Annotated in this window: 21 protein-coding genes; 19 read left to right on the top strand and 2 right to left on the bottom strand. The window is 46.5% G+C overall.

The genetic code is table 11. From position 1 onward, the window contains the following. Positions 1-50 precede the first annotated feature (50 nt). The 11 genes from cbiD to GPK81_RS10150 are packed head-to-tail and all read left to right on the top strand — an operon-like array spanning position 51 to position 12,152. Positions 51-1,244 carry a cobalt-precorrin-5B (C(1))-methyltransferase CbiD gene (gene cbiD / locus GPK81_RS10200; RefSeq protein ID WP_215706979.1) on the top strand — a complete coding sequence of 398 codons (1,194 nt, stop codon included), beginning with the start codon at positions 51-53 and terminating at the stop codon, positions 1,242-1,244. A gap of 49 nt (positions 1,245-1,293) precedes the next feature. Beyond that, a complete protein-coding gene (gene cobI, locus GPK81_RS10195) occupies positions 1,294-1,995 on the top strand; it encodes a precorrin-2 C(20)-methyltransferase (RefSeq protein WP_119247857.1) in 702 nt (233 codons plus the stop codon). Between the two features lie 3 nt (positions 1,996-1,998). After that, positions 1,999-2,757 (top strand): precorrin-4 C(11)-methyltransferase, encoded by a 759-nt coding sequence (gene cobM / locus GPK81_RS10190; RefSeq protein ID WP_021977719.1) that lies wholly within the window; start codon positions 1,999-2,001, stop codon positions 2,755-2,757. A 3-nt stretch (positions 2,758-2,760) separates the two neighbouring features. Then, positions 2,761-3,843 (top strand): cobalt-precorrin 5A hydrolase, encoded by a 1,083-nt coding sequence (locus GPK81_RS10185; protein ID WP_215706978.1) that lies wholly within the window; start codon positions 2,761-2,763, stop codon positions 3,841-3,843. Beyond that, the gene (gene cobJ, locus GPK81_RS10180) at positions 3,836-4,567 is read left to right on the top strand and encodes a precorrin-3B C(17)-methyltransferase (RefSeq protein ID WP_021977721.1); all 732 of its coding nucleotides are present in this window, start codon (positions 3,836-3,838) and stop codon (positions 4,565-4,567) included. Before GPK81_RS10185 ends, cobJ begins: the two co-directional genes overlap by 8 nt. Further along, complete coding sequence (locus GPK81_RS10175; RefSeq protein WP_021977722.1) at positions 4,560-6,536, top strand: bifunctional cobalt-precorrin-7 (C(5))-methyltransferase/cobalt-precorrin-6B (C(15))-methyltransferase; 1,977 nt, start codon at positions 4,560-4,562, stop codon at positions 6,534-6,536. The genes cobJ and GPK81_RS10175 overlap by 8 nt, the downstream gene beginning before the upstream one ends. After that, a complete protein-coding gene (locus GPK81_RS10170) occupies positions 6,533-7,936 on the top strand; it encodes a cobyrinate a,c-diamide synthase (protein ID WP_215706977.1) in 1,404 nt (467 codons plus the stop codon). The genes GPK81_RS10175 and GPK81_RS10170 overlap by 4 nt, the downstream gene beginning before the upstream one ends. Next, on the top strand, positions 7,923-8,897 hold the full coding sequence (gene cbiB / locus GPK81_RS10165) for an adenosylcobinamide-phosphate synthase CbiB (RefSeq protein ID WP_119247858.1): 975 nt from the start codon (positions 7,923-7,925) through the stop codon (positions 8,895-8,897). The genes GPK81_RS10170 and cbiB overlap by 14 nt, the downstream gene beginning before the upstream one ends. A gap of 53 nt (positions 8,898-8,950) precedes the next feature. Further along, on the top strand, positions 8,951-10,003 hold the full coding sequence (gene cobD / locus GPK81_RS10160) for a threonine-phosphate decarboxylase CobD (protein ID WP_215706976.1): 1,053 nt from the start codon (positions 8,951-8,953) through the stop codon (positions 10,001-10,003). Then, the gene (locus GPK81_RS10155; protein WP_215706975.1) at positions 9,988-11,514 is read left to right on the top strand and encodes a cobyric acid synthase; all 1,527 of its coding nucleotides are present in this window, start codon (positions 9,988-9,990) and stop codon (positions 11,512-11,514) included. The genes cobD and GPK81_RS10155 overlap by 16 nt, the downstream gene beginning before the upstream one ends. Beyond that, positions 11,511-12,152 (top strand): precorrin-8X methylmutase, encoded by a 642-nt coding sequence (locus GPK81_RS10150; protein ID WP_118064295.1) that lies wholly within the window; start codon positions 11,511-11,513, stop codon positions 12,150-12,152. Before GPK81_RS10155 ends, GPK81_RS10150 begins: the two co-directional genes overlap by 4 nt. Positions 12,153-12,212: 60 nt before the next feature. Here GPK81_RS10150 and pdxR read toward each other — a convergent pair whose 3' ends face one another. After that, positions 12,213-13,565, bottom strand: a complete 1,353-nt coding sequence (gene pdxR, locus GPK81_RS10145) for a MocR-like pyridoxine biosynthesis transcription factor PdxR (protein WP_215706974.1) — start codon at positions 13,563-13,565, stop codon at positions 12,213-12,215. Between the two features lie 92 nt (positions 13,566-13,657). Here pdxR and GPK81_RS10140 point away from each other — a divergent pair, with 92 nt between their 5' ends. Both GPK81_RS10140 and GPK81_RS10135 read left to right on the top strand, forming a co-directional pair. Then, positions 13,658-14,524 (top strand): pyridoxamine kinase, encoded by an 867-nt coding sequence (locus GPK81_RS10140; protein ID WP_118064291.1) that lies wholly within the window; start codon positions 13,658-13,660, stop codon positions 14,522-14,524. A gap of 34 nt (positions 14,525-14,558) precedes the next feature. Further along, positions 14,559-15,335, top strand: coding sequence for an inositol monophosphatase family protein (locus GPK81_RS10135; protein WP_021977730.1), 777 nt, complete (start codon positions 14,559-14,561; stop codon positions 15,333-15,335). A 45-nt stretch (positions 15,336-15,380) separates the two neighbouring features. Here the strand turns inward: GPK81_RS10135 and abc-f are convergent, their stop codons facing one another. Beyond that, a complete protein-coding gene (gene abc-f, locus GPK81_RS10130) occupies positions 15,381-17,297 on the bottom strand; it encodes a ribosomal protection-like ABC-F family protein (RefSeq protein ID WP_215706973.1) in 1,917 nt (638 codons plus the stop codon). Positions 17,298-17,511: 214 nt separating this feature from the next. Between abc-f and GPK81_RS10125 the strand changes: the two genes are divergently transcribed. The 6 genes from GPK81_RS10125 to GPK81_RS10100 all read left to right on the top strand — a co-directional run bounded on the left by GPK81_RS10125 (position 17,512) and on the right by GPK81_RS10100 (position 23,089). Continuing rightward, positions 17,512-18,159, top strand: a complete 648-nt coding sequence (locus GPK81_RS10125; protein ID WP_021977732.1) for a redox-sensing transcriptional repressor Rex — start codon at positions 17,512-17,514, stop codon at positions 18,157-18,159. Between the two features lie 61 nt (positions 18,160-18,220). Further along, on the top strand, positions 18,221-19,738 hold the full coding sequence (locus GPK81_RS10120) for a bifunctional ADP-dependent NAD(P)H-hydrate dehydratase/NAD(P)H-hydrate epimerase (RefSeq protein ID WP_021977733.1): 1,518 nt from the start codon (positions 18,221-18,223) through the stop codon (positions 19,736-19,738). Further along, positions 19,735-20,904 carry an alanine racemase gene (gene alr, locus GPK81_RS10115; RefSeq protein ID WP_118064287.1) on the top strand — a complete coding sequence of 390 codons (1,170 nt, stop codon included), beginning with the start codon at positions 19,735-19,737 and terminating at the stop codon, positions 20,902-20,904. The genes GPK81_RS10120 and alr overlap by 4 nt, the downstream gene beginning before the upstream one ends. Before the next feature lie 156 nt (positions 20,905-21,060). Next, positions 21,061-21,408 (top strand): type II toxin-antitoxin system PemK/MazF family toxin, encoded by a 348-nt coding sequence (locus GPK81_RS10110; RefSeq protein ID WP_021977735.1) that lies wholly within the window; start codon positions 21,061-21,063, stop codon positions 21,406-21,408. Between the two features lie 156 nt (positions 21,409-21,564). Beyond that, on the top strand, positions 21,565-22,308 hold the full coding sequence (locus GPK81_RS10105; protein ID WP_021977736.1) for a YebC/PmpR family DNA-binding transcriptional regulator: 744 nt from the start codon (positions 21,565-21,567) through the stop codon (positions 22,306-22,308). A gap of 67 nt (positions 22,309-22,375) precedes the next feature. Further along, complete coding sequence (locus GPK81_RS10100; RefSeq protein WP_021977737.1) at positions 22,376-23,089, top strand: ClpP family protease; 714 nt, start codon at positions 22,376-22,378, stop codon at positions 23,087-23,089. The last annotated feature ends 139 nt before the right edge of the window (positions 23,090-23,228 follow it).

The following is a 23,228-nucleotide window of genomic DNA, read 5'->3' as shown; positions in this document are numbered from 1 at the left end:
ACGAAAAAAATTTCCTACAAAAAACTCATTAAAAAAAGGAGGTGCCCCATATGAATGGTCTGGAAAACAAATACATTATAAAAAACAACAAACGCCTCCGCTACGGTTACACCACCGGTTCCTGTGCGGCTGGGGCTGCCAGTGGTGCGGTCCGTATGCTGTTATCCGGGAGGGAACTTCCCGAGGTAACGCTTCCCACTCCGAAGGGTATCACCCTTACGCTGGCTCTTCACGATATTACTCGTGGAGATAATTATGTTTCCTGTGCTGTCCGGAAAGATGCGGGAGATGATCCGGACACGACTAACGGAATCCTGGTGTATGTAAAAGCAGAAAAAATCTGCTGCCGGGATTCAGAAACAGATAATTGTGAAGATATCGGAACCGGTGCAGGCCGTCCTCAGATCATTCTGGATGGTGGCATCGGAGTAGGCCGTGTCACGAAACCGGGTCTGTCGCAGAAGATTGGTGAGGCGGCGATCAATCCGGTCCCGCGGGCAATGATCCTGAAAGAAGCGGAAGAAGCGGCGCAGGAATACGATTATGAAGGCGGGCTGAAGCTCACGGTATCGGTTCCTGAGGGAGAGAAGATCGCAAAGAAAACTTTTAATCCCCGTCTGGGAATCATCGGAGGAATTTCAATTCTTGGAACCAGTGGTATTGTAGAGCCCATGAGTGAAAAAGCCCTGATCGAAAGCATCCATGTGGAGATGAAACAGCATTTTTGCCAGGGAGAGAAATATATTCTGGTAACACCTGGAAATTACGGGGCGGATTATCTGCGGGAGCATATGACCATCCCTTTTGAAAACAATATCAAATGCAGCAATTATGTAGGTGAGACGATCGACATGGCCATCGATATGGGAGTAAAAGGAATCCTTTTTGTGGCGCATATCGGTAAATTTGTGAAAGTTGCAGCCGGGATCATGAACACGCATTCTCACTGTGCAGATGGAAGGATGGAGGTTCTCTGTGCAAGTGCTATCCGTGCGGGAGGACCACTGGAATGTGCCAGAGAGATCCTGAAAGCCGGTACTACAGATGAAGCGCTGGAGGTTCTTAACAGATATGGGATTCTGAGAGAAACGATGGATATCGTTATGGAGAAGATACAGTTTTATCTGGATCACAGGTCTTATGAACAGATCCTTCTGGGAGCAGTGGTGTTTTCCAATGTGTATGGCTTTCTGGGACAGACCCGGGATGCGGAAAAACTGATCCATAAGATACAATCTGAATAACAGACAGGAATATATCCCTGTCGTAAAAATATAACAGGAGGAAATAAAAATGGCAGGAAAATTATACGGTGTAGGTGTAGGACCGGGAGATCCGGAACTTCTCACTTTAAAAGCACTCCGACTTGTAAAAGAGGCAGAGGTGATCGCACTTCCGGGACAGATTCCGGAGGATACAGTAGCATTTAAGATCGTAGAGGGAGCATATCCTGAGCTTGGAAAAAAGGAACTTCTTGCAGTACCATTTCCAATGTCCAAGGACCCTGAAGTTCTGAAAAGTTATCATGATGCAGGGGCACAGAAAGTAAAGGAAGTTCTTGACCAGGGAAAAAATGTGGTGTTTCTGACTTTGGGAGACCCGACTGTTTATTCCACATATCTCTATGTTCATCACAGACTTGTGGCACAGGGATATGAGACAGAGATTGTCTGTGGTATCACATCTTTCTGCGCGGTTTCCGCACGTCTGAACACAGGCCTTGTGGAAAAGGCAGAGCCTCTTCATGTGATTCCGGCTTCTTATCAGATCGAAGATGCCCTGAAACTTCCGGGAACCAAGGTTCTCATGAAAGCCGGAAAGAAAATGAAAGATGTGAAAGCAGAACTTCTTGCTCAGGGAGCGGAAGCCATGATGATCGAAAACTGCGGAATGCCGGATGAAAAGATCTACAGAACTGCAGAAGAGATCCCGGAGGATGCAGGATATTATTCTCTGATCATTATCAAAGAAAATAAAGACAGAAGAGAGGAATAGATTATGGTACATTTTGTAGGCGCAGGACCGGGAGCACCGGATCTTATCACAGTAAGAGGAAAACAGTATCTTGAGGAAGCGGATGTGATCATTTATGCAGGATCTCTTGTAAATCCTCAGCTTCTGGAATATTCCAAGGATGTGTGCACCATCCACAACAGTGCGAAAATGACACTGGAAGAAGTAATCTCCGTTATGGAGAGAGCGGAGAAAGAGGGAAAAATGACAGTCCGCCTTCATACCGGTGATCCATGTATCTACGGTGCGATCCGTGAGCAGATGGATATCCTGGATGAAAAAGGGATCCCGTATGATTCCTGTCCTGGTGTCAGCGCATTTTGCGGAGCAGCATCCGCACTGAACCTGGAATATACACTTCCGGATATTTCCCAGAGTGTGATCATTACAAGAATGGAAGGAAGAACACCGGTACCGGCGAAAGAGAGCATTCAGTCTTTTGCGGCCCATAACGCAACGATGGTAATTTTCCTCAGTACAGGTATGCTGGAAGAACTGAGCCGCAGACTGGTAGAGGGCGGATACCGGGAAGATACACCGGCTGCCATTGTTTATAAGGCAACCTGGCCGGATGAGAAGAAATTTATCTGTACAGTGGGAACACTGGCTCAGACAGCAAAAGAAAACAATATCACAAAAACAGCTTTGATGCTGGTAGGTGATGCGGTAAATGCTGCCCATTATGACAGATCCAAGCTGTATGATCCGGGATTTACCACAGAATTCCGTGAGGCTACGAAATAAAATATGAACATTTCCATCATTTGCTTCAGTATGACAGGGCTGGAGACAGGGGAAAAACTTCAGAAAGCACTGAAAACAGAAGGGGAGCAGGTCACTCTTGCAAAAAAAAGCCGCTATCTTCCGGATTCCGTTTCCATCTCCACTTCCCAGTGGGCAGGGGAACAGTTCCGGACGGGAAAAGATGGCGTGATCTTTATCGGGGCCTGTGGAATTGCCGTTCGCAGCATTGCACCGTATATTGCCGGGAAAAAAACAGATCCTGCAGTCCTGGTAATTGATGAGTGCGGGCAGTTTGTGATTTCTCTTCTCTCCGGACATCTTGGGGGAGCCAATGAACTGGCGGTCCGCTGTGCCGGATATCTTCACGCTACGCCGGTGGTGACTACGGCGACAGATCTTCACAGCCGTTTTGCAGTAGATGTTTTTGCAAAAAAGAACGGGTGTGCCATTTTCCATATGAAAGCGGCCAAGGAAGCATCTGCCGCACTGCTTGCAGGAGAGAAGATCGGTTTTTACAGTGAATTTCCATGGGAAGGCGATCTGCCGGACGGGCTGATGCTCTGTGGGAAAGACGGAATCCCATCAGTTACAGGGCAGATGGATGAATCAGCCGGGGAAGTGCCGGAAACCGGTATTGCGGTCACTTTGCACAGAGGCTGTCTGCCATTTTCCAATACTGTGCATGTAGTTCCCCCGGTGGCAGTTCTTGGCATGGGATGCCGGAAGGGAAAGGATGCTGCATCAATTCAAAGCGCAGCGATCGAATGCCTGCAGGAAGCAGATCTTTATAAGGAAGCGCTACATTCCATAGCCAGCATCGACCTGAAAAAAGAGGAACCCGGGTTGCTTTCCCTGGCAGAATCCTGGCATCTTCTTTTTGAGACGTTCACAGAAGAAGAACTGAAAGCAGTAAAAGGAGAATTCACTCCGTCAAAATTTGTGAAAAAAATAACGGGAGTTGACAATGTCTGTGAGAGAAGCGCGGTGCTTGCATCCGGACAGGGAACCCTGATCAGAAAAAAAACAGGCCGGGACGGTGTGACTACCGCTCTTGCAGCCGGAAATCGGAGGATACATTTTGAGTAAGATTTATGTTGTAGGAATTGGACCGGGCGCATACGACCAGATGACTGGAAGAGCGATCCGTGCATTAAATGAAAGTGATGTGATCATCGGTTATACAGTATATGTGGATCTTGTAAAAGAATATTTTGCAGGAAAAGAATTTATGACCACACCCATGAAAAAAGAGGTAGACCGCTGTGTCCTTGCTTTTGAGGAAGCAAAAAAAGGAAAAACTGTTTCCATGATCTGCAGTGGGGATGCCGGTGTATATGGAATGGCAGGACTGATGTATGAAGTCGGAGAAAATTACCCGGACGTGGAGCTGACGATCATTCCAGGTGTGACAGCAGCCACGGGAGGAGCGGCAGTCCTGGGAGCACCGCTGATCCATGATTTCTGCCTGATCAGCCTGAGCGATCTTCTCACACCATGGGAAAAGATCGAGGCAAGACTTCTGGCAGCCGCACAGGCAGATTTTGTAGTGTGTCTCTATAATCCTTCCAGCAGAAAGCGTAAAGATTATCTTCAGAAAGCATGCGATCTGATGATGAAATACAAATCTCCGGATACTGTCTGCGGTACGGTTGCACAGATCGCCCGTGACGGAGAACATGCACAGGTAATGACCCTGAAAGAACTCCGGGATACAGAAGTAGATATGTTTACCACTGTTTTTGTGGGAAATTCCCAGACCAGAAATATCAATGGTAAAATGGTAACACCAAGAGGATATAAGAATGTATAAAGCCATTGTTTTTGCAGGCACGACAGAAGGTTATGCACTCTGTGAGTTTCTTGCGGAGAACAGGGTTTCTGTTTATGCATGTGCAGCTACGGAATATGGCGGATCTCTTCTACAGGAAAATGAATTTCTTCATGTCAGTGCCGGCAGGCTGAAAACAGAGGATATGGAGGAACTTTTCCGTAAGGAGAACCCGGAGATCGTTCTGGATGCCACTCATCCTTATGCTGCGGAAGTAACGAAAAATATCCGCACAGCCTGTGAGAGCGCAGGTGTTTTGTATCAGCGGATCCTTCGCCCTGAAGGAGAGAAGAACAGTGAAGCCATCTATGTGGAAAGCACAGAAGAAGCGGCAGCGTTTCTTTCCGGTACAGAGGGAAATATTTTTCTTACAACAGGAAGTAAGGAACTGGCGAAATTTACAGGAATTCCGGATTATAAAGAGCGTTTATTTGCCAGAGTCCTTTCCATTCCTTCTGTGATCCGCTCCTGTGCGGAACTTGGAATCGAAGGAAAACACCTCATAGGAATGCAGGGACCGTTTTCCGCTGAGATCAATGAAGCGATGCTGCGCCAGTTTCAGTGCAGTTATCTGGTGACAAAAGATACCGGTCTTGCGGGAGGATTTCCGGAGAAGATGGAGGCCTGCCAGCGTTGCGGGGTTACTCCTGTGATCATTGGAAGACCTCTGAAAGAAGAGGGGCTTTCCCTGCAGGATGCAAGAGTATTTCTTTCAAAAATGTTTGGATTTACGCTGTCTCAGAAGATTTCTCTTGTGGGAATCGGCATGGGAGCAGAGAAGACGCTGACGCTGGAGGGAAAAAAAGCGCTCAATGAGGCTGAACTTCTTATCGGGGCGAAACGTATGACCGAAGCAGTGCAGAAACCCGGTCAGATGGTTCTTCATGAATATCGGAGCGAAAAGATCGTGGAGTACATCAGGGAACATCCGAAGTACCGTACGGTGGCGATCGCCCTTTCCGGCGATGTGGGATTTTACAGTGGTGCGAAGAAGCTGATCGATCAGCTGGATGGCAATGTTGAGGTGATCTGCGGAATTTCTTCTGTGGTATATTTTATGTCGAAGATCGGTCTTTCCTGGGATGACGCGAAGATCGTCAGTGCTCATGGACGGAACTGTAATCTGATCTCCCTGATACGCCATAATCCAAAAGTATTTTCGATTCTCGGAACAGAAGACGGAGTGGCTGTATTGGCATCCAGGCTTGTATATTATGGAATGGGAGATGTGACGCTCTATGTGGGAGAAAATCTTTCCTACGAAAACGAGAAGATCTTTCATGATAAGGCGGCAAACCTTACAGAGTATCGTGGAGATGCTTTGAGTGTGGTGACTGCCTGCAATGAAAAGGCTACGCCACTGTCTGCAGTCCATGGGATCAGTGATGGAGAATTTCTTCGTGGAAAAGCGCCTATGACCAAGGAGGAAGTGCGTACCGTCTCTCTCTCCAAGCTTCGCCTGTCCGAAGATTCGGTGTGCTATGATGTGGGTGCGGGCACAGGTTCCGTGTCTGTAGAGATGGCTCTGCGTGCATGGATGGGCCAGGTTTATGCCATTGAGAAAAAAGAAGATGCCCTTGCTCTTTTGAAAGAAAATAAAAAGAAATTCGCGGTGGATAACCTTGTGATCATACCGGGAGTGGCGCCGGAAGCCATGACAGAACTTCCTGCTCCGACCCATGCGTTTATTGGCGGATCTTCCGGAAATATGCAGGATATCATAAACCTTCTTCTGGAAAAAAATCCGAAAGTAAGGATCGTGATCAACTGTATTACCCTGGAAACTGTGACAGAAGCCATGAATGCCATCCGTGATTTTGGACTGGAAGATGTGGATATTGTGCAGCTTGCGGCGGCAAGATCCAAATCCATAGGGCGCTATCATATGATGATGGGAGAGAATCCTATTTATATCATTTCCTGCAGTGGAAGAGGGGAGGAAATTCGGTGAAGATTCCAAGGATACTTCTCGCGGCAGGTGCCAGCGGAAGCGGAAAAACACTGATCACCTGCGGACTTCTTCAGGCACTGGTGAACCGGAAGTTAAAAACTGCATCTTTTAAATGCGGACCGGACTATATTGATCCGATGTTCCACAGCCGTGTGATCGGAACAAAATCCAGGAACCTGGATACTTTTTTTACAGATGGAGATCGTACGAGATATCTTCTTGCAAAGAATGCCGGAGATTGTGAGATTGCGGTAATGGAAGGCGTTATGGGATATTATGACGGTGTGGGAGGCACCACATCCAGAGCCAGTGCCTATGATCTGGCTTCTGTTACGGATACGCCGGTGATCCTGATCGTAAACAGCCGTGGGATGAGTGTGTCTCTGGCTGCCTATGTGAAAGGCTTTCTGGAATATAAAAACGACAGTCATATCCAGGGCGTGATCTTCAACCAGATGTCTCCAATGCTGTATCCCCGGATGAAAAAACTTCTGGAAGAGGAGCTTTCTGTAAAAGTGCTGGGATATGTCCCGAAAGTGGAGGACTGTGTGATCGAAAGCCGCCATCTGGGTCTTGTGCTTCCGGAAGAGATCCCGGAACTTAAAAACAGGCTGGGGAAACTTTCGGAAATACTGGAAAAAACACTGGATATTGACGGAATCCTGAAACTGGCAGGAAAAGCACCAGAACTATCTATACCGGAATTTTCGGATCTTATCCGGAAAGACAGTGCGTTTGGATATCGCTCGTCAGAAAAGGTGCGGATCGGTGTGGCGGACGATGAGGCGTTTTGTTTCTTTTATGCAGATAATTTAAGTCTGCTGGAACAGATGGGAGCAGAACTGGTACATTTTTCCCCGATCCATGATACAGAGCTTCCCGGGAATCTGGACGGGCTTCTTCTCTGTGGCGGTTATCCGGAGCTGAATGGAAAAGCCCTGGAGGAAAACCAGGAGATGTGCAGCTCGATCAGGAAGGCCGTGGAAGGTGGAATGCCCTGTCTGGCGGAATGCGGCGGTTTTATGTATCTTCATCAGGAAATGGAAGATATGGAGGGAAATTTCCGCAAAGTCTGCGGCGTGATCCCGGGAAGATCTTTCCGTACACCGAAACTGACCAGATTTGGATATATTACTCTTACGGAAAAAAAGGATTCCGGACTTGGTGAGATCCCGGCTCATGAATTCCATTATTTTGACTCCACAGATTGCGGAACCGATTTTCATGCATCCAAACCGGCATCCACAAGAGGCTGGGACTGTATGCATTATGAGGGACGGCTGATGGCAGGATTTCCCCATCTTTATTATTATGGAAATCCGAAAGTTCCCGTACATTTCCTTAAAAATGCGCTGGAATATAAAAAAGAACGGAGGCAGAAAAAAGATGCTGAAATATAGTCTTTTGGCACTGATCCTTGGATTTGTGCTGGATCTTCTTATCGGGGATCCCAGATGGCTGTACCATCCTGTCTGTGTTATCGGAAATCTGATCACGGTACTGGAGAAAGCCATTCGGAAGATTTTTCCGAAAAGTCATGGAGGAGAGCTGGCAGGAGGCTTTGTGACCGTAGTTCTTATCTGTCTGTTCAGTGGTGGTGTGCCATTTCTGGTCCTTTATTATCTTTATCGTTTTCTGCCGGTGGCCGGTTTTGTGCTGGAGGTATTCTGGTGCTATCAGCTGCTTGCCACCCGTTCTCTGAAAGATGAAAGCATGAAAGTTTATGACAGCCTGAAAAACGGGACACTGGATGAGGCGCGTTATGCGGTTTCCATGATCGTTGGCCGTGATACCAAAGAGCTTACGGAAACCGGTGTGACAAAAGCAGCAGTGGAAACAGTTGCGGAAAATGCTTCGGATGGTGTTATCGCGCCCATGCTTTATATGGCCATTGGTGGTGTGCCGCTGATGTTTCTGTACAAAGGCATCAATACCATGGATTCCATGCTGGGATACAAAAATGATAAATACCTGTATTTTGGCCGTGTTGCAGCCAAACTGGATGATCTGGCAAATTATATCCCTGCCAGGCTCTCCGGCTGGCTGATGGTAGCAGGAACTGTTTTTACAGGGATGGATACGAAGAATGCGGCAAAGATCTACAAAAGAGACCGGAGAAACCATGCAAGTCCCAACTCCGCACAGACCGAAGCTGCCATGGCGGGCGCTCTGGATGTACAGCTTGCTGGAAATGCATATTATTTTGGAAAATTATATGAAAAACCTACGATTGGTGATCCGATCCGTCCGGTGGAGCCGGAAGATATCAGGAGAGCCAACCGTCTGATGTATGCGGCATCTGTGCTGGGCGTGATCGTTTTTGCGGCGATCAGTGCAGGAATCCGTTTGATGTTTCTTTAACAGACTGTGAAAAAGCAGAGAAGACAATTACAGAACAGACAGGAGAATGACCAATGACAAAACACATACATGGGGGAGACGTATATAAATATAAAGACTGCCTGGATTTTTCAGCAAACTTAAATCCGCTTGGGACACCGGAACATGTGAAACAGGCCATTATCCGCAGTCTGGATCATATTGCACAGTATCCTCAGGTGGGGTGCAGCCTTCTCCGGGAAAAAATCGCAGAGTATGAAGGTGTAAAAGAAGAAGAAATTGTCTGCGGAAACGGGGCGGCAGAGGTGATCTTTACGCTCTGCCGTGCGGTAAATCCCAAAAGGGCACTGATCCCTGCGCCTACATTTGCAGAGTACGGACAGGCACTGGCAAGTATGGGGTGTGAGCTGGAATATTATATGCTCACAGAAAATGACGGATTTGTACTGGGTGATTCGTATCTGGATATCCTCCATAAAGGTCTGGATATAGCTTTTTTATGCAATCCCAACAATCCTACCGGCATGCTGATCCCACACAGGCTTCTGAAAAAAATCCTGGAAAAATGCAGAAAGCTTGAGATCCTTCTGGTTGTGGATGAGTGTTTTCTTGATTTTGTAAAAGAGCCGCAGGAGTATTCTCTGAAACGTTCACTTTCCGGATTTAACAATCTTTTTATCCTGAAGGCATTTACAAAACGGTATGCTATGGCCGGTGTACGTCTTGGATATGGCCTCTGTTCCAACAGAAAACTTCTGGAAAAAATGGAACTGTGCGTTCAGCCCTGGAACGTTTCCACCATGGCACAGGCAGCAGGAATCCAGGCACTTGAAGAGACGGAGTATGTGGAAAAGGGACGGCAGCTTGTTTTTCAGGAAGCACAGTGGCTGAAAGAGGAGATGACCCGTATCGGATATCAGGTATTTCCGTCAGAGGCCAATTATATTTTCTTTAAAGGCCCGGAAGAATTGTTTGATTTCTGTTTGCGGAAGAGAATACTGATCCGTGACTGCAGCAATTATCCTGGTCTGAAAAAAGGTTATTACCGGGTTGCGGTGAAGCGTCATGAGGAGAATATAAGACTGATCGAAGTACTTGAGGGAGGTATATTATGGCAAAAGCAATAATGGTACAGGGAACCATGTCCAATGCAGGAAAAAGCCTGCTTGCTGCAGGGCTTTGCAGGATCTTTAAACAGGATGGTTATCGCGTGGCTCCTTTTAAATCACAGAATATGGCGCTGAATTCATTTATCACAGAGGATGGTCTGGAGATGGGAAGGGCTCAGGTCATGCAGGCGGAAGCAGCCGGGATCAAACCTTCGGTTCTTATGAACCCCATCCTTTTGAAGCCTACCAATGATGTTGGTTCCCAGGTGATCGTAAACGGGGAAGTTCTGGGGACCATGAGTGCCAGAGATTATTTTAAATATAAGAAAACACTGGTTCCGGATGTTATGAAAGCCTACAATGCCCTTGCCGAAGAAAATGACATTATTGTGATCGAGGGTGCAGGAAGCCCGGCAGAGATCAATCTTAAAGATGAAGATATCGTAAATATGGGAATGGCAAAAATGGCCAAGGCACCGGTCCTCCTTGTTGGTGATATTGACAGGGGAGGCGTTTTTGCACAGCTGATCGGTACAGTGGAACTTCTGGAAGAAGACGAAAAGGCGATGGTTAAGGGACTGATCATCAACAAGTTCCGTGGAGATAAGACCATTCTGGACCCGGGTGTGGAAATGCTGGAAGAGAGAAGCAGGATCCCGGTGGTCGGTGTGGCTCCTTATCTGGATATCCAGGTAGAAGATGAAGACAGCCTGACGGAGCGTTTTGACCGGAAGCAGGAAGCCGGAGTTATTGATATTGCGGTGATCCGTACACCAAGGATCTCCAATTTTACAGATTTTAATCCTTTTGAAAGTATTCCGGGAGTTTCCCTGCGTTATGTGAAGCACCCGAGAGATCTCCATTCGCCGGATATGATCATTCTTCCGGGAACGAAGAATACCATGGGTGATCTGATCTGGATGCGGGAGAGCGGAATGGAGGCGGCAGTCTTAAAGGAAGCTTCCAGAGGCAAGCTGATCTTTGGCGTCTGCGGCGGTTATCAGATGCTTGGGGAGACATTAAGTGATCCTCATGGTGTTGAAAACGGAGGTTCCATGAAGGGAATGGGCCTGCTCCCAATGGAGACGGTATTTGCCGAAAAGAAGACAAGGACAAGAGTAAAGGGACATTTTGGAGAGCTTTCCGGAGTGTTCGCACCGCTTTCCGGCGCAGAGGTTGAGGGTTATGAGATCCATATGGGAGAGAGTATCCTGAAAGAAAATGCCGGAACTGTCACCAGGATCACAGACAGTGTCAGCGGCGAAAAGAAAGAAGAAGGTGCTTTTTCCGGAAATGTCTGTGGAACGTATATCCATGGCATTTTTGATAAGGAAGCATCAGCAGAGGCCATGATCCGTGTTATCGGTGAAAAAAAAGGAATTGATGTGGAGAATATGACAGGGGTGGATTTTGCGGCATTTAAAGAGCAACAGTATGATATCCTGGCAGCTGAGCTTCGGAAGCATCTGGATATGAAAAAAATATATGAGATACTGGAAAACGGGATTACGGAGGATGAACAGAAATGAAAGTTGAGCTTGAAAATGTAAAACCCATGGAGATCGAAAAAAGAAGTTTTGAGATCATTACAGAAGAACTTGGGGATACACCGCTGATCCCGGGAACAGAACTGATCGTAAAACGCTGTATCCACACAAGTGCGGATTTTGACTATGCAGAAAATCTCTGCTTTTCGGATGGTGCCGTGGAAAAAGCAATGGAAGCGATCAGAAATGGTGCGTGCATTGTCACAGATACCCAGATGGCAAAAGCGGGTATTAATAAGCGGGCGCTTGCACGTTACGGTGGAGAAGCGTACTGTTTTATGTCAGATGAGGATGTGGCTGCTCTTGCGAAAAAAAACGGGACTACAAGAGCCACTGCCTGTATGGATAAAGCAGCAGAAATGGATGAGAAGCTGATCTTTGCCATTGGAAACGCGCCTACTGCACTGGTCCGCCTTTATGAGCTGATCGAGGAAGGAAAAATTTCTCCGGAGCTTATCATTGGTGTTCCGGTCGGATTTGTGAATGTAGTGCAGTCGAAGGAACTGATCATGCACGCAGATGTGCCTTATATTGTTGCAAAAGGACGCAAAGGCGGAAGTAATATAGCCGCATGTATTGTAAATGCACTGCTTTATATGATCGATAATCGAAGAGATTAAAGAATAAAGAAAGAGCCTTCGTGGTCTGTTTTTTCAGAAACAGCAGCGAAGGCCCTTTTTTTATGAAAGGATGTCCGAAGAAGCAGAAAAGCTGCAGCAGTTGTCTGAAATATTTTTCAACAGCTGACATGCAGGCAGAAAATCTTTTACGGGAATGGAAGAACAGGAAAGAACCAGGGTAATGTCACTGGAAGTTTCTTTCAGGATTTCCAGACGCATACCCTCTGCACGAGCTGCCTCTTTCAGTGTTTTACCGTTGACAGTGCAGGGAATTGTAAGAGCCAGACTGGTTCCGGCGGCCCCTGTTTTGATCTGGCAGTCTGTTTCGAAGACTTCCCGTACCGCACAGGAAAGAGATTTCAGCTTCTGGGCGTACAGACGGCGAAGCTTTCTTGTCTGGGAAACCAGATGTCCGTCACGGATAAACTGACACAGAGCAATCTGTTCTGCCTTGGAAGCGGTTTGATTATAAAAGGAAGCTTTTGGGGCATACAGTTCCCGGAGGGATGAAGGCAGTACCATAAAGCTTACGCGGATCGAAGGCAGCAGAAGTCTGGAAAAGGAACCAATATAAACAACATTTTCCCCGCCTGCAAGTCCAAAGAGAGAAGGAGTAGGTTTCTGCAGGTAAACAAATTCGTTTTCAAAATCATCTTCAATGATAAGGTGGTTGTTTGCTTCCGCATGATGGATCAGTTCCAGACGCCGTTTCACCGGCATGATCTCTCCCCACTTGGTCATGTGGGCAGGGGAAACATAGATCACATCGCAGTTTTTGTCCCGGTAATGGACATCAAATCCGTAATCTTCAAAAATCGTACTGCCCTGGATAAATGACGGGGTAGGGAATGAAACGGTTTTTCTCTCCCGGATCAGAGGGCAGAGGATCTGGAGAAGGCTCTGAAGTCCGGCACCTACCACGATATCGTCAGGGGAACAGATCACATTTCGCCGTTCCCGGATATAATCTGAAAGAACCTCCCGGAGATCTTTTTCCCCCTGGGGTTCTCCGTAGGAAAGCATACGGTTATCCTGACGGAGAGCACTTTTGATATAGCGCTGCCACAGATCAAAACGGAAACTCTCCCGGTCAACACCGGAAGAAGCAAAATCATAAAGGCAGGGAACCATGTTTTCGGAATGCTTTTCCAGGATGACAGGATGCTGTTTGGTGGCAATGTCTGTGACGTAATAACCACTCTGTGCCCTGGCAATGATATAACCGTCTGCCGCAAGCTGAAGATATGCATTTTCTATAGTGGTACGGCTTAATTTCAGTTCCTGGGCGCATTTACGGAGTGATGGCATTTTGCTGCCCGGAAGAAGACGTTCTTCCATGATCAGTTTCCGGTAATAATGATAAACCTCCAGGTAGAGATGTTCTTTTTTGTGTTCTGTGGATATATTTAACATAGGTATGATAATTTCCTTCCAAAAATGATTGCGTAAACCTGACAATTCATTCTATAATAATACAGAAAAAAACTCAAGACTGGAGAAGTGAGATGAAGAAAATAGCAGTGATCAATGATCTTTCCGGGCTGGGAAAGTGCTCGCTGACAGCGGCAATTCCCGTGATCTCGGTGATGGGAGTGCAGGCATGTCCGTTTCCCACCGCTGTTTTAAGTAATCAGACAGGCTATGAAACCTATTTCTGTGAAGATTTTACAGAACATATGGCTCCATATATGGAAGAATGGAAAAAACGAGGATTTGTTCCGGACGGAATTTACACGGGATTTCTCTCGGATGAGAAACAGGCCGATAAGATCCTGAAATTTATTGATACATTTGCAGGAGAGGATACGCTGATCCTGACAGATCCGGTAATGGGAGATGACGGAGCAGTTTATCCCATCTATACAGAAGAACTTTGCAGCAGATTTCGGGAACTGGCCAGACGTTCCTATGTGATCACCCCAAATCTGACAGAAGCATTGCTCCTTCTTTATGGGAAAAATAAAATGGAAGAAATCTGGAAGGAATTTCAGAGTTTTTCCGGTGAGGAACGGCTGGCACAGATCAGGGAAACCGGATACAGACTTGTAAAGAGATTTTCTCTTCCTGCGGTCGTGATCACCGGAGTGGATCACCGGGAAGAGGACGAGCCACTGAAAATGGGAAATCTTGTTCTGGAAAAAGAAAAGTGCTCCTGGGTATTCGCCGGGAAAACAGGTGGCAGTTATTCCGGTACCGGAGATCTTTTTGCCTCTGTACTCAGTGCGGGGCTGGTGAAGGGATATCCTATGGAAAACTGTGTAAACATGGCAGTGGATTTTATCTCTGCTTCTATCCGGGACGCAGTGGAAGAGGGAACAGACCGTAATGATGGTGTATGTTTCGAACAGCAGCTTGGCAGACTGATCCGTTAGATCAGAAATGGCTTATGGTGAAGGAGGAAATAGAATGATTTCTGCAGAAGAACAGAAAAAAGTGGCAGATCTTGTAAAACAGACAAAAGATCTTATCCTGAAAGAGATGGATGAGGAAGAAGTGATGATAAAAGGTGCTGCCAATTATGTGACAAATGTAGATCTGGCTGTACAGAACTTTCTGAAAGAAGAACTTGGAAAGGTTTTTCCGGAAATTTCCCTGATCGCGGAAGAGAAAGAAAATCTGGGGCTTTCAAAGGAGGAAACCTACTGGATCCTTGATCCTATTGACGGAACCACCAATCTGATCCGTGATTTTCATATGAGTGCTGTGGCACTGGGACTTTATGAAAAAGGCGAGATCGTTTTTGGAATTGTTTACAATCCTTTTACTGATGAAATGTTCCAGGCGGCAAAAGGGGAAGGTGCTTATCTTAATGGCAGAAAGATCCAGGTATCGGATACTCCGGATTTTGGTGATGCGGTTATTTCCTATGGTTCCACTCCTTATAAAAAAGAGGAAGCCAGAAATCTGTTTCCCATTTTTTACAGCATTTTTATGAAATGCGGGGATTTCCGACGTACCGGTTCTGCAGAACTTGACATGTGTTATGTTGCCTGCGGAAGAGAGCATGGATATATTGAACGTGACCTGAAACCCTGGGATTATTCCGCGGGAACGGTTATCCTCCGTGAAGCCGGCGGTGTAGTAAAGAATTGGAAAGGTGAAGAACCATCTTATCTTAAAAATGAAGACATTCTTGCCTGTGTGCCTCAGTTTGAAGAGAATCTTCTGAAGGAACTGTTATAAACGGACAGATGTAGCGCCGGATCAACCGGTAAAAAGAGCTGACCATCAGGCCAGCTCTTCCCATTTTTCATAAAGTTCTTCCAGTTCTTCGGCGATAGCTGCTTTTTCACGGCTCAGTTTGGTACATTCCGCAACGTTAGTACAGACATCCGGGAGAACCATGGTTTCATCAATTTCGCCGTCTCTTGTTTCCAGTTCTTCAATGCGGGCTTCTACTTTTTTCAGTTCGGCTTCCCGCTTTCTTTTTTTGGCCTGTTCTTCTTTCATCTGCTGCCAGGAAAGCTTGTTTTCGGAAACGGCCTTTTCTTCTGATGACGCTTCCAAAGAGTCACTTCCCGGAGCGTAAGCACTGGTCAGCTCTTCTTTTTTCTCCAGATAATAGTCATAATCACCGATGTAATTTACTACGGCCTGGTTGGTAAGCTCCATGATCCGGGTTGCGGTCTGGTTGATAAAGTAACGGTCGTGAGAGACATAAAGGACGGTACCGGTGTAGCTTACCAGCGCTTCCTCGAGGATTTCCTTGGAAGCAATGTCCAGATGGTTGGTAGGCTCATCCAGGATCAGGAAATTGGCTTCGGAAAGCATCAGCTTGGCAAGAGAAACACGACCTCTTTCTCCACCGGAAAGTGCGGAGATTTCTTTAAATACATCATCCCCGGTAAAGAGGAATGCTGCAAGCATATTTCGGATCTCCGTTTCGGTAAGAGTCGGATACGTGTCGGAAATTTCCTGAAAAATAGTTTTATCCATATGAAGAACATGATGTTCCTGGTCATAATATCCGATCTGAACTTTGGAACCCAGGGAAAACTTGCCGGCATCTGCCTCGATAAGTCCGTTGATGATCTTCAGCATCGTTGTTTTTCCGGTTCCGTTATTGCCGATAAGAGCTACACGTTCCCCTCTCTTGATATCAAAAGAAATATCAGAAAACAGGGTCTGCCCCGGGAAGGATTTGGAAAGTTCCTCCACATGGAGTACATCATTTCCGCTTAATACACGCGGTTCCAGGGAAATACGCATACGGTCCTGGATTTCCAGAGGTTTTTCGATACGCTGTACACGGTCCAGCATCTTCTCGCGGCTTTCTGCACGCTTGATGGATTTTTCGCGGTTAAAAGATTTCAGTTTGGCAATGACTGCTTCCTGATGTTTGATATCTCTCTGCTGGTTTAAGTACGCCTTGTACTGGGCATCGCGCAGCTGCGCCTTCTTAAGGGCATAGGCGGAGTAGTTGCCGCTGTAGACACGTGTCTGTCCGGCTTCGATCTCCACAACTTTGGTGACGACTTTATCCAGAAAATAACGGTCATGGGAAACGATGAAAACAGCTCCCGGATAATTCAGAAGATAAGTTTCCAGCCAGGAGATGCTTTCCATATCCAGGTGGTTGGTAGGCTCATCCAGAAGAAGGATATCCGGCTTGGAGAGAAGCATCTTTCCAAGTGCCACACGGGTTTTCTGGCCTCCGGAAAGTTTCTCGATTTGTTTGTCGTAATCTTCTTCCGTGAAACCAAGACCCTTCAGGACACCGGTGAGCTCACTTTTGTAAGCATAGCCGTTTTCCAGTTCAAACTGATGGGTGAGACGGGTATATGTCTCCATCAGGCGGTTCAGGTCATCGCCTTTTACGGTATTCATTTCCTGCTCCATATTACGGATACGGCGTTCCATATCGATAATATGCTGTTTGGTGGTAAGAAGCTCTTCGTAGATGGTATGGTGTCCGTGGATATCCTGGTACTGGGCAAGATAGCCGATATTTTTGTCCCGGGCAAGTACTACCGTGCCGGAATCCGCGGAAATCTCCTGCATGATGATACGAAGAAGAGTAGTCTTTCCAGCACCGTTACATCCGATAAGAGCTGCCTTTTCCCGGTCTTCAATATGAAAAGATGCATCATTTAAAATTACTTTTTCGCCAAAAGCTTTGCATATATTCTGACATGATAAAATCATAAAAACTGTCCTCCTGTATAAAGAATTATCCCTGAATAGTAAATAAACAGGGAAAATCCTCCACTTATTATAACGGAAACCGCCAGGAATTCAAAGAAAAAATCAATTTTTTAAAAAAATATGAAGAAATTTGTACATAACTTACAAGTTTGATTGACAGGAAAATGTCAATTCGGTATAATTAACCTAGTGTAAAGTAAGGAGGGAAACTATCGTGGAGACAAAACAAATCTCGAAAGCGGTGATTAAGCGTCTGCCACGCTATTACCGCTACTTAGGAGAGCTGATGGAAGACAATGTAGAGCGTATTTCTTCCAATGAATTAAGTAAGAAGATGCATACCACAGCTTCTCAGATCCGTCAGGATCTTAATAATTTCGGCGGTTTCGGGCAGCAGGGGTATGGCTATAATGTACATTATCTTTATACAGAGATCGGTAAGATCCTGGGACTGGATATCGCCCACCCGATGATCATCCTGGGTGCCGGTAATCTTGGACAGGCACTTGCCAATTATGTGGATTTTGAGAAAAGGGGATTTAAGCTGGTAGGAATCTTTGACGTAAATCCTGTGCTGGAAGGCATTGCGGTTCGCGGACTTGAGATCCAGATGCTCAGCGAACTTCCATTCTTCCTGAGAGAAAATAACGTAGAGATCGCAATTCTCACTCTTCCGAAGAATAAGGCCAAGGAAATGGCAGATATTCTGGTGGAGAACGGGATCAAGGCAATCTGGAATTTTGCACATCTTGATCTTGAGACACCGGATGATGTGATCGTAGAGAACGTGCATCTTTCTGAGAGCCTGATGACACTGTCTTATAATCTGAGCAAATACAGGCAGGAACATGTAGAGAAATAAATTTTAGCGGGCTGCCGGAAACGGCAGCTTTCTCTGTTAAAGAGGGGAGGCAAAGTGCAGCATGAAAAAAATTGTTACCTGCGAAGAAATGAAGAAGCTGGATAATGCTACGATCCACAAGATCGGGGTTGCTTCTGAAGTTCTGATGGAGCGGGCAGCGTTGAAAGTAGTTGAGGAAACAGAGAAATATCTTGGGAAGAGCGAGAAGATCCTGGTGGTATGCGGGAGTGGAAATAACGGAGGAGATGGTATTGCCATTGCCAGATTATTTCATCTGAAAGGTGTTCGGGCTGAATTTTATATGGCCGGAAACAAAGAAAAAATGACCAGGGAAACGTTGCTTCAGTATAAGATCGCTACAGGTTATCAGGTCCCGGAAGTGAATAACCCGGCCTGGGATGAATATACTACTATAGTAGATGCCGTGTTTGGCGTAGGCCTGGCGCGTCCGATCGAGGGACATTATGCTGAGATCATCCACGAGATGAACAGTGCCCGGGCGAAAAAAATTGCTGTTGACATCCCATCAGGAGTGAACGGAGATACTGGCCTGGAAATGGGAATTGCCTTCAGTGCCGATCTTACCGTTACTTTTGGTTACCGGAAAAGAGGTCTTTGTTTTTATCCGGGAAGGCTGTATGCGGGAAAGATCGTTATAGCTGACATTGGGATCTATGAGCAGGAAGCTGTAAAAGCATCGGCGAGATGTCTGGAGAAAGAAGATCTGAAACTGTTTCCGGAACGTGATCCCGGTGGGAACAAGGGGACTTTTGGAAAGATACTTTTTGTTACCGGAAGTGCAGGAATGTGTGGTGCTGCTTATTTGAGTGCCAGCGCGGCACTTCGGACCGGAGCGGGAATGGTAAAGATCCAGACTGTGGAAGAGAACAGGATTCCTTTGCAGATCCTTCTTCCGGAAGCAATGGTATGCAGCAGGTTTGACGAAGAATCCAACGAACAGCTTCTTTCCTGGTGTGACGTGATCGTCATCGGTCCAGGGCTTGGAACATCGGTGGCAAGCCGTGAGAGAGCACAGTGGTTTCTTACGGCAGCTGCCAGAGAGAAGAAACCGCTGATCCTGGATGCGGATGGACTGAATCTTCTGGCTATGCATCCGCAGTGGAAGGAATTTTTGGGCGGGAATGTAGTCCTGACTCCTCATATTGGAGAGATGAGCCGGCTCTGCGGCAGATCCATTGGAGAAATTCAGGAAACAATCGCACAGACAGCTGTGGATTATGCAAAGGAAACAGGAACGGTATGTGTTCAGAAAGATGCATGTACGGTTGTTACAGACGGCAAAGATGATATTTATCTGAATCTTTCCGGTAATTCCGGAATGGCAACTGCAGGAAGCGGGGATGTACTTGCCGGACTTCTTGCCGGGATCTTATGTATGTATCTGAAAACGGAGGAACAACCCTCCATGGTTTTAAAGGCCGCGTTAGGTGTTTATCTTCACGGACTTTGCGGTGATCTTGCAGCTGCAGAAAAAGGAAAACGCAGTATGCTGGCGGGAGATATCATCGCATATCTGCCCCGGGCTTTAGCGATATGTGAAGAGGAGTCAAAATCATGAAAAAATACGAGAGAGTCAAGGCGCTGGTATCACTGGATGCCATTGCTCACAATTTTGAGGAAATGCATAAAAATGTCAAAGAAGGGACAAAGATCATTGCTGTGATCAAAGCGGACGGTTATGGCCATGGTGCCAGAGCTATTGCACGTCTGATCCAGGATTATGACTATATCTGGGGATTTGCCACGGCTACCGCAGAAGAAGCGCTGGAACTTCGACATGCAGGAATCACCAAGCCTGTCCTGATCCTTGGCCTTGTGTTTGAGGAATACTATGAGGAACTTGCTGCGAATGATGTCCGGATCACAATATCGGATCTTAACACAGCAGTAGAATATGCAAAAGCTGGTGCACGCATTGGAAAAAATGTACATATTCATCTGGCTCTGGATACGGGAATGACAAGGATCGGATATGCGGATATTCCGGAAAACGCAGTAAAGATCGAAGAAATCTCAAAAATCCCGAATCTGGTGATCGAGGGAATGTTTACCCATTTTGCCAGAGCGGATGAGTTTGACCGGTCTCCGGCACTGGTGCAGCTTGACCGTTATCTCCGTTTTGCGGATCTTCTGGAGAAGAGAGGCGTTCATATTCCGGTACGCCATTGTTCCAACAGTGCGGGTATCATCCGTGTGCCGGAGGCAAATCTTAATGTAGTCCGCGCCGGTATCACGATCTACGGTATCTATCCATCCGAAGAAGTGGAGCGGGATATTGTGAAGCTGACTCCTGCCATGGAATTAAAAAGCCATGTATCCTATGTAAAAAATGTGGAGCGTGGGACTGCGGTAAGTTATGGCGGAACTTTTGTTACGGAGCGTTTTACCAGAATGGCAACGATTCCGGTAGGTTATGCGGACGGATATCCCAGACAGCTTTCCAATAAAGGCTGGGTCCTGATCCATGGCAAAAAAGCTCCGATCCTTGGTCGTGTCTGTATGGACCAGTTTATGGTGGATGTTACAGATATCCCGGAGGTAAAAGCCGGTGATGAGGTGACACTGATGGGAAGAGATGGAGATGAATTCATCAGTGTGGAAACTCTGGGTGATCTTTCCGGAAGATTTTCCTATGAGTTTGTCTGTGAGATCAGCAAACGAGTTCCAAGGATTTATATCAAAGACGGAAAGGAATGCGGAGAAGAAGAGAGCTTTTTCCAGTAAATTTATAGATTTCAGATTTATTAAGACTTCGAACCAGGCAGAAGTCCGGTAAAAAAGTATCACGCATGGTATACACAGAGGAATTGTGGAAATACTTATCTGTAAAAAGGAATACGGCTTATAAAAAAGTCGGACCAGAATCGGAGTGTGAATTGTGTGGTTATAAAAAGAGGGGATATTTTTTACGCGGACTTAAGGCCTGTTGTAGGCAGTGAACAGGGGGGAATACGGCCGGTGCTGATCATTCAGAACGATGTGGGCAACCGACACAGCCCCACAGTGATCTGTGCGGCGATTACATCCAAAATGAACAAGGCAAAACTGCCGACACATATTGAGATCGATGCATCTGCTTATGGGATCGAGAAGGATTCCGTGATCCTTCTGGAACAGCTTCGCACCATTGATAAACGGCGGCTGAAAGATAAGGTGTGTCATCTGGACAGTGTTATGCTTGATAAGGTGAATCATGCACTTGAGATCAGCCTGGAACTTACATTTTAGGGCGATTTCATGGGATTTTTGACAGGTTTGGATTCTGATTCTTGACGAAATCTTCCATAAGTGCTATATTAAACCGAGTTGCAATTATGTAAAACGGTACCCGGAACAAGCAAGGGCACGAAAGAAAATATACGGTAACAAGGAGAGGAAGATAACATGTCAGGACATTCAAAATTTGCCAACATCAAACATAAGAAAGAGAAAAATGATGCCAAGAAGGGTAAGATCTTCACAGTCATCGGCCGTGAGATCGTTATGGCCGTAAAGGCCGGCGGTTCGGATCCTGCAAACAACAGCAAACTTCGTGATGTCATCGCAAAAGCAAAAGCAAACAATATGCCGAACGATACCATCGACCGTGGAATCAAGAAGGCAGCAGGTGCTGATTCTGCAGATAGCTATGAGAAAGCTGTATACGAAGGATATGGCCCGAACGGTGTTGCCATTATCGTGGAGACTCTTACAGATAATAAGAACCGTACTGCCGGTAATGTACGTAACGCTTTTACCAAGGGTAACGGAAGCATCGGAACCCAGGGATGCGTATCCTTTATGTTCGATCAGAAAGGCCAGATCATCATCGACAAAGAAGAGCTTGAAGATGAGTGCGGTGAGATGGATGCGGACGAGCTGATGATGACAGCTCTGGACGCAGGTGCAGAGGACTTCAGTGAGGAGGAAGACAGCTTCGAGATTCTCACAGATCCGGATGATTTCAGCGCTGTACGTGAGGCTCTTGAGAAAGCCGGAATTCCGCTTATGGAGGCGCAGATCGCCATGATCCCGCAGACCTACGTAGAGCTCACCGATGACCAGGCGATCAAGGATCTCCACAGAACACTGGATCTTCTTGATGAGGATGATGATGTTACTGATGTATGGACAAACTGGGACGAGTGATCTCTGAATAGAAAGTAATATTTTGCATATAATACCTCCAGAATTTCAGATTCCGGAGGTATTTTTTATGGAAAAAAATAAAGAAGAGGGAAAACAGAAGGAACTGGACCGTGAAGAAAGCCAGGATAAGCAGATCCAGGAAACCGGACAGGTCGTGCTGGATGGAAATTCCCGGAAACATAAGGTGGAACTTCTGACAGTGATCGGGGAGATCGAAGGCCATGAATCTGCGCCGTCACACAGCAAAACTACCAAGTATGAACATGTACTGCCAAAACTGGCCCTGATCGAGGACGATGAGGAAATCGAGGGACTTCTGATCCTTTTAAACACAGTGGGCGGCGATGTGGAAGCGGGGTTGGCGATTGCGGAAATGATCGCGTCTTTAAGTATTCCCACGGTTTCCCTTGTGCTGGGCGGCGGACATTCCATAGGCGTTCCCATGGCGGTTTCCGCGGACTATTCTTTTATCGTGCCAAGTGCTACCATGGTCATCCATCCGGTGCGCCAGAACGGAATGTTCATCGGTGTGGCGCAGACGTACCGCAATATGGAAAAGATCCAGGATCGCATCACGGCCTTTGTATCGAAACATTCAGGGATTACCAGAGAACGGATGGAGGAACTGATGCTGGATACTTCTCAGCTGGTAAAAGACGTGGGGACCATGCTGGAAGGAGAACAGGCAGTGAAGGAAGGGGTGATTGATGAAGTTGGCGGGATCCGGGAGGCGCTGGATAAACTGTATGCCCTGATCGAAGAGCGAAAATTACAGAAATGATCGTTTTTTTATGCGATTTTTGGTTATATTGATTAAACATGACTAACGTGGTTGCGCTGTGCCGTGGTAAAGAAAATCGACGGAAATTGTAAATCTCCCCTTGCCATATGCGGATTTTTAGCGTATTATTAATAAAGGT

The sequence above is a fragment of the Blautia sp. MCC283 genome (assembly GCF_018785565.1).
Classification (GTDB): domain Bacteria; phylum Bacillota; class Clostridia; order Lachnospirales; family Lachnospiraceae; genus Blautia_A.
Note: the sequence above shows the minus strand (reverse complement) of the source record. Positions and strands in the feature narration are given on the sequence as shown.

What these genes read in the sequence shown, in the direction of transcription:
- cbiD (WP_215706979.1), top strand. Translation starts at nt 51, where the DNA reads ATGAATGGTCTGGAAAACAAATACATTATAAAAAACAACAAACGCCTC.
- cobI (WP_119247857.1), top strand. Translation starts at nt 1,294, where the DNA reads ATGGCAGGAAAATTATACGGTGTAGGTGTAGGACCGGGAGATCCGGAA.
- cobM (WP_021977719.1), top strand. Translation starts at nt 1,999, where the DNA reads ATGGTACATTTTGTAGGCGCAGGACCGGGAGCACCGGATCTTATCACA.
- GPK81_RS10185 (WP_215706978.1), top strand. Translation starts at nt 2,761, where the DNA reads ATGAACATTTCCATCATTTGCTTCAGTATGACAGGGCTGGAGACAGGG.
- GPK81_RS10175 (WP_021977722.1), top strand. Translation starts at nt 4,560, where the DNA reads ATGTATAAAGCCATTGTTTTTGCAGGCACGACAGAAGGTTATGCACTC.
- cbiB (WP_119247858.1), top strand. Translation starts at nt 7,923, where the DNA reads ATGCTGAAATATAGTCTTTTGGCACTGATCCTTGGATTTGTGCTGGAT.
- cobD (WP_215706976.1), top strand. Translation starts at nt 8,951, where the DNA reads ATGACAAAACACATACATGGGGGAGACGTATATAAATATAAAGACTGC.
- GPK81_RS10155 (WP_215706975.1), top strand. Translation starts at nt 9,988, where the DNA reads ATGGCAAAAGCAATAATGGTACAGGGAACCATGTCCAATGCAGGAAAA.
- GPK81_RS10150 (WP_118064295.1), top strand. Translation starts at nt 11,511, where the DNA reads ATGAAAGTTGAGCTTGAAAATGTAAAACCCATGGAGATCGAAAAAAGA.
- pdxR (WP_215706974.1), bottom strand. Translation starts at nt 13,565, where the DNA reads ATGTTAAATATATCCACAGAACACAAAAAAGAACATCTCTACCTGGAG.
- GPK81_RS10140 (WP_118064291.1), top strand. Translation starts at nt 13,658, where the DNA reads ATGAAGAAAATAGCAGTGATCAATGATCTTTCCGGGCTGGGAAAGTGC.
- GPK81_RS10135 (WP_021977730.1), top strand. Translation starts at nt 14,559, where the DNA reads ATGATTTCTGCAGAAGAACAGAAAAAAGTGGCAGATCTTGTAAAACAG.
- abc-f (WP_215706973.1), bottom strand. Translation starts at nt 17,297, where the DNA reads ATGATTTTATCATGTCAGAATATATGCAAAGCTTTTGGCGAAAAAGTA.
- GPK81_RS10120 (WP_021977733.1), top strand. Translation starts at nt 18,221, where the DNA reads ATGAAAAAAATTGTTACCTGCGAAGAAATGAAGAAGCTGGATAATGCT.
- alr (WP_118064287.1), top strand. Translation starts at nt 19,735, where the DNA reads ATGAAAAAATACGAGAGAGTCAAGGCGCTGGTATCACTGGATGCCATT.
- GPK81_RS10105 (WP_021977736.1), top strand. Translation starts at nt 21,565, where the DNA reads ATGTCAGGACATTCAAAATTTGCCAACATCAAACATAAGAAAGAGAAA.
- GPK81_RS10100 (WP_021977737.1), top strand. Translation starts at nt 22,376, where the DNA reads ATGGAAAAAAATAAAGAAGAGGGAAAACAGAAGGAACTGGACCGTGAA.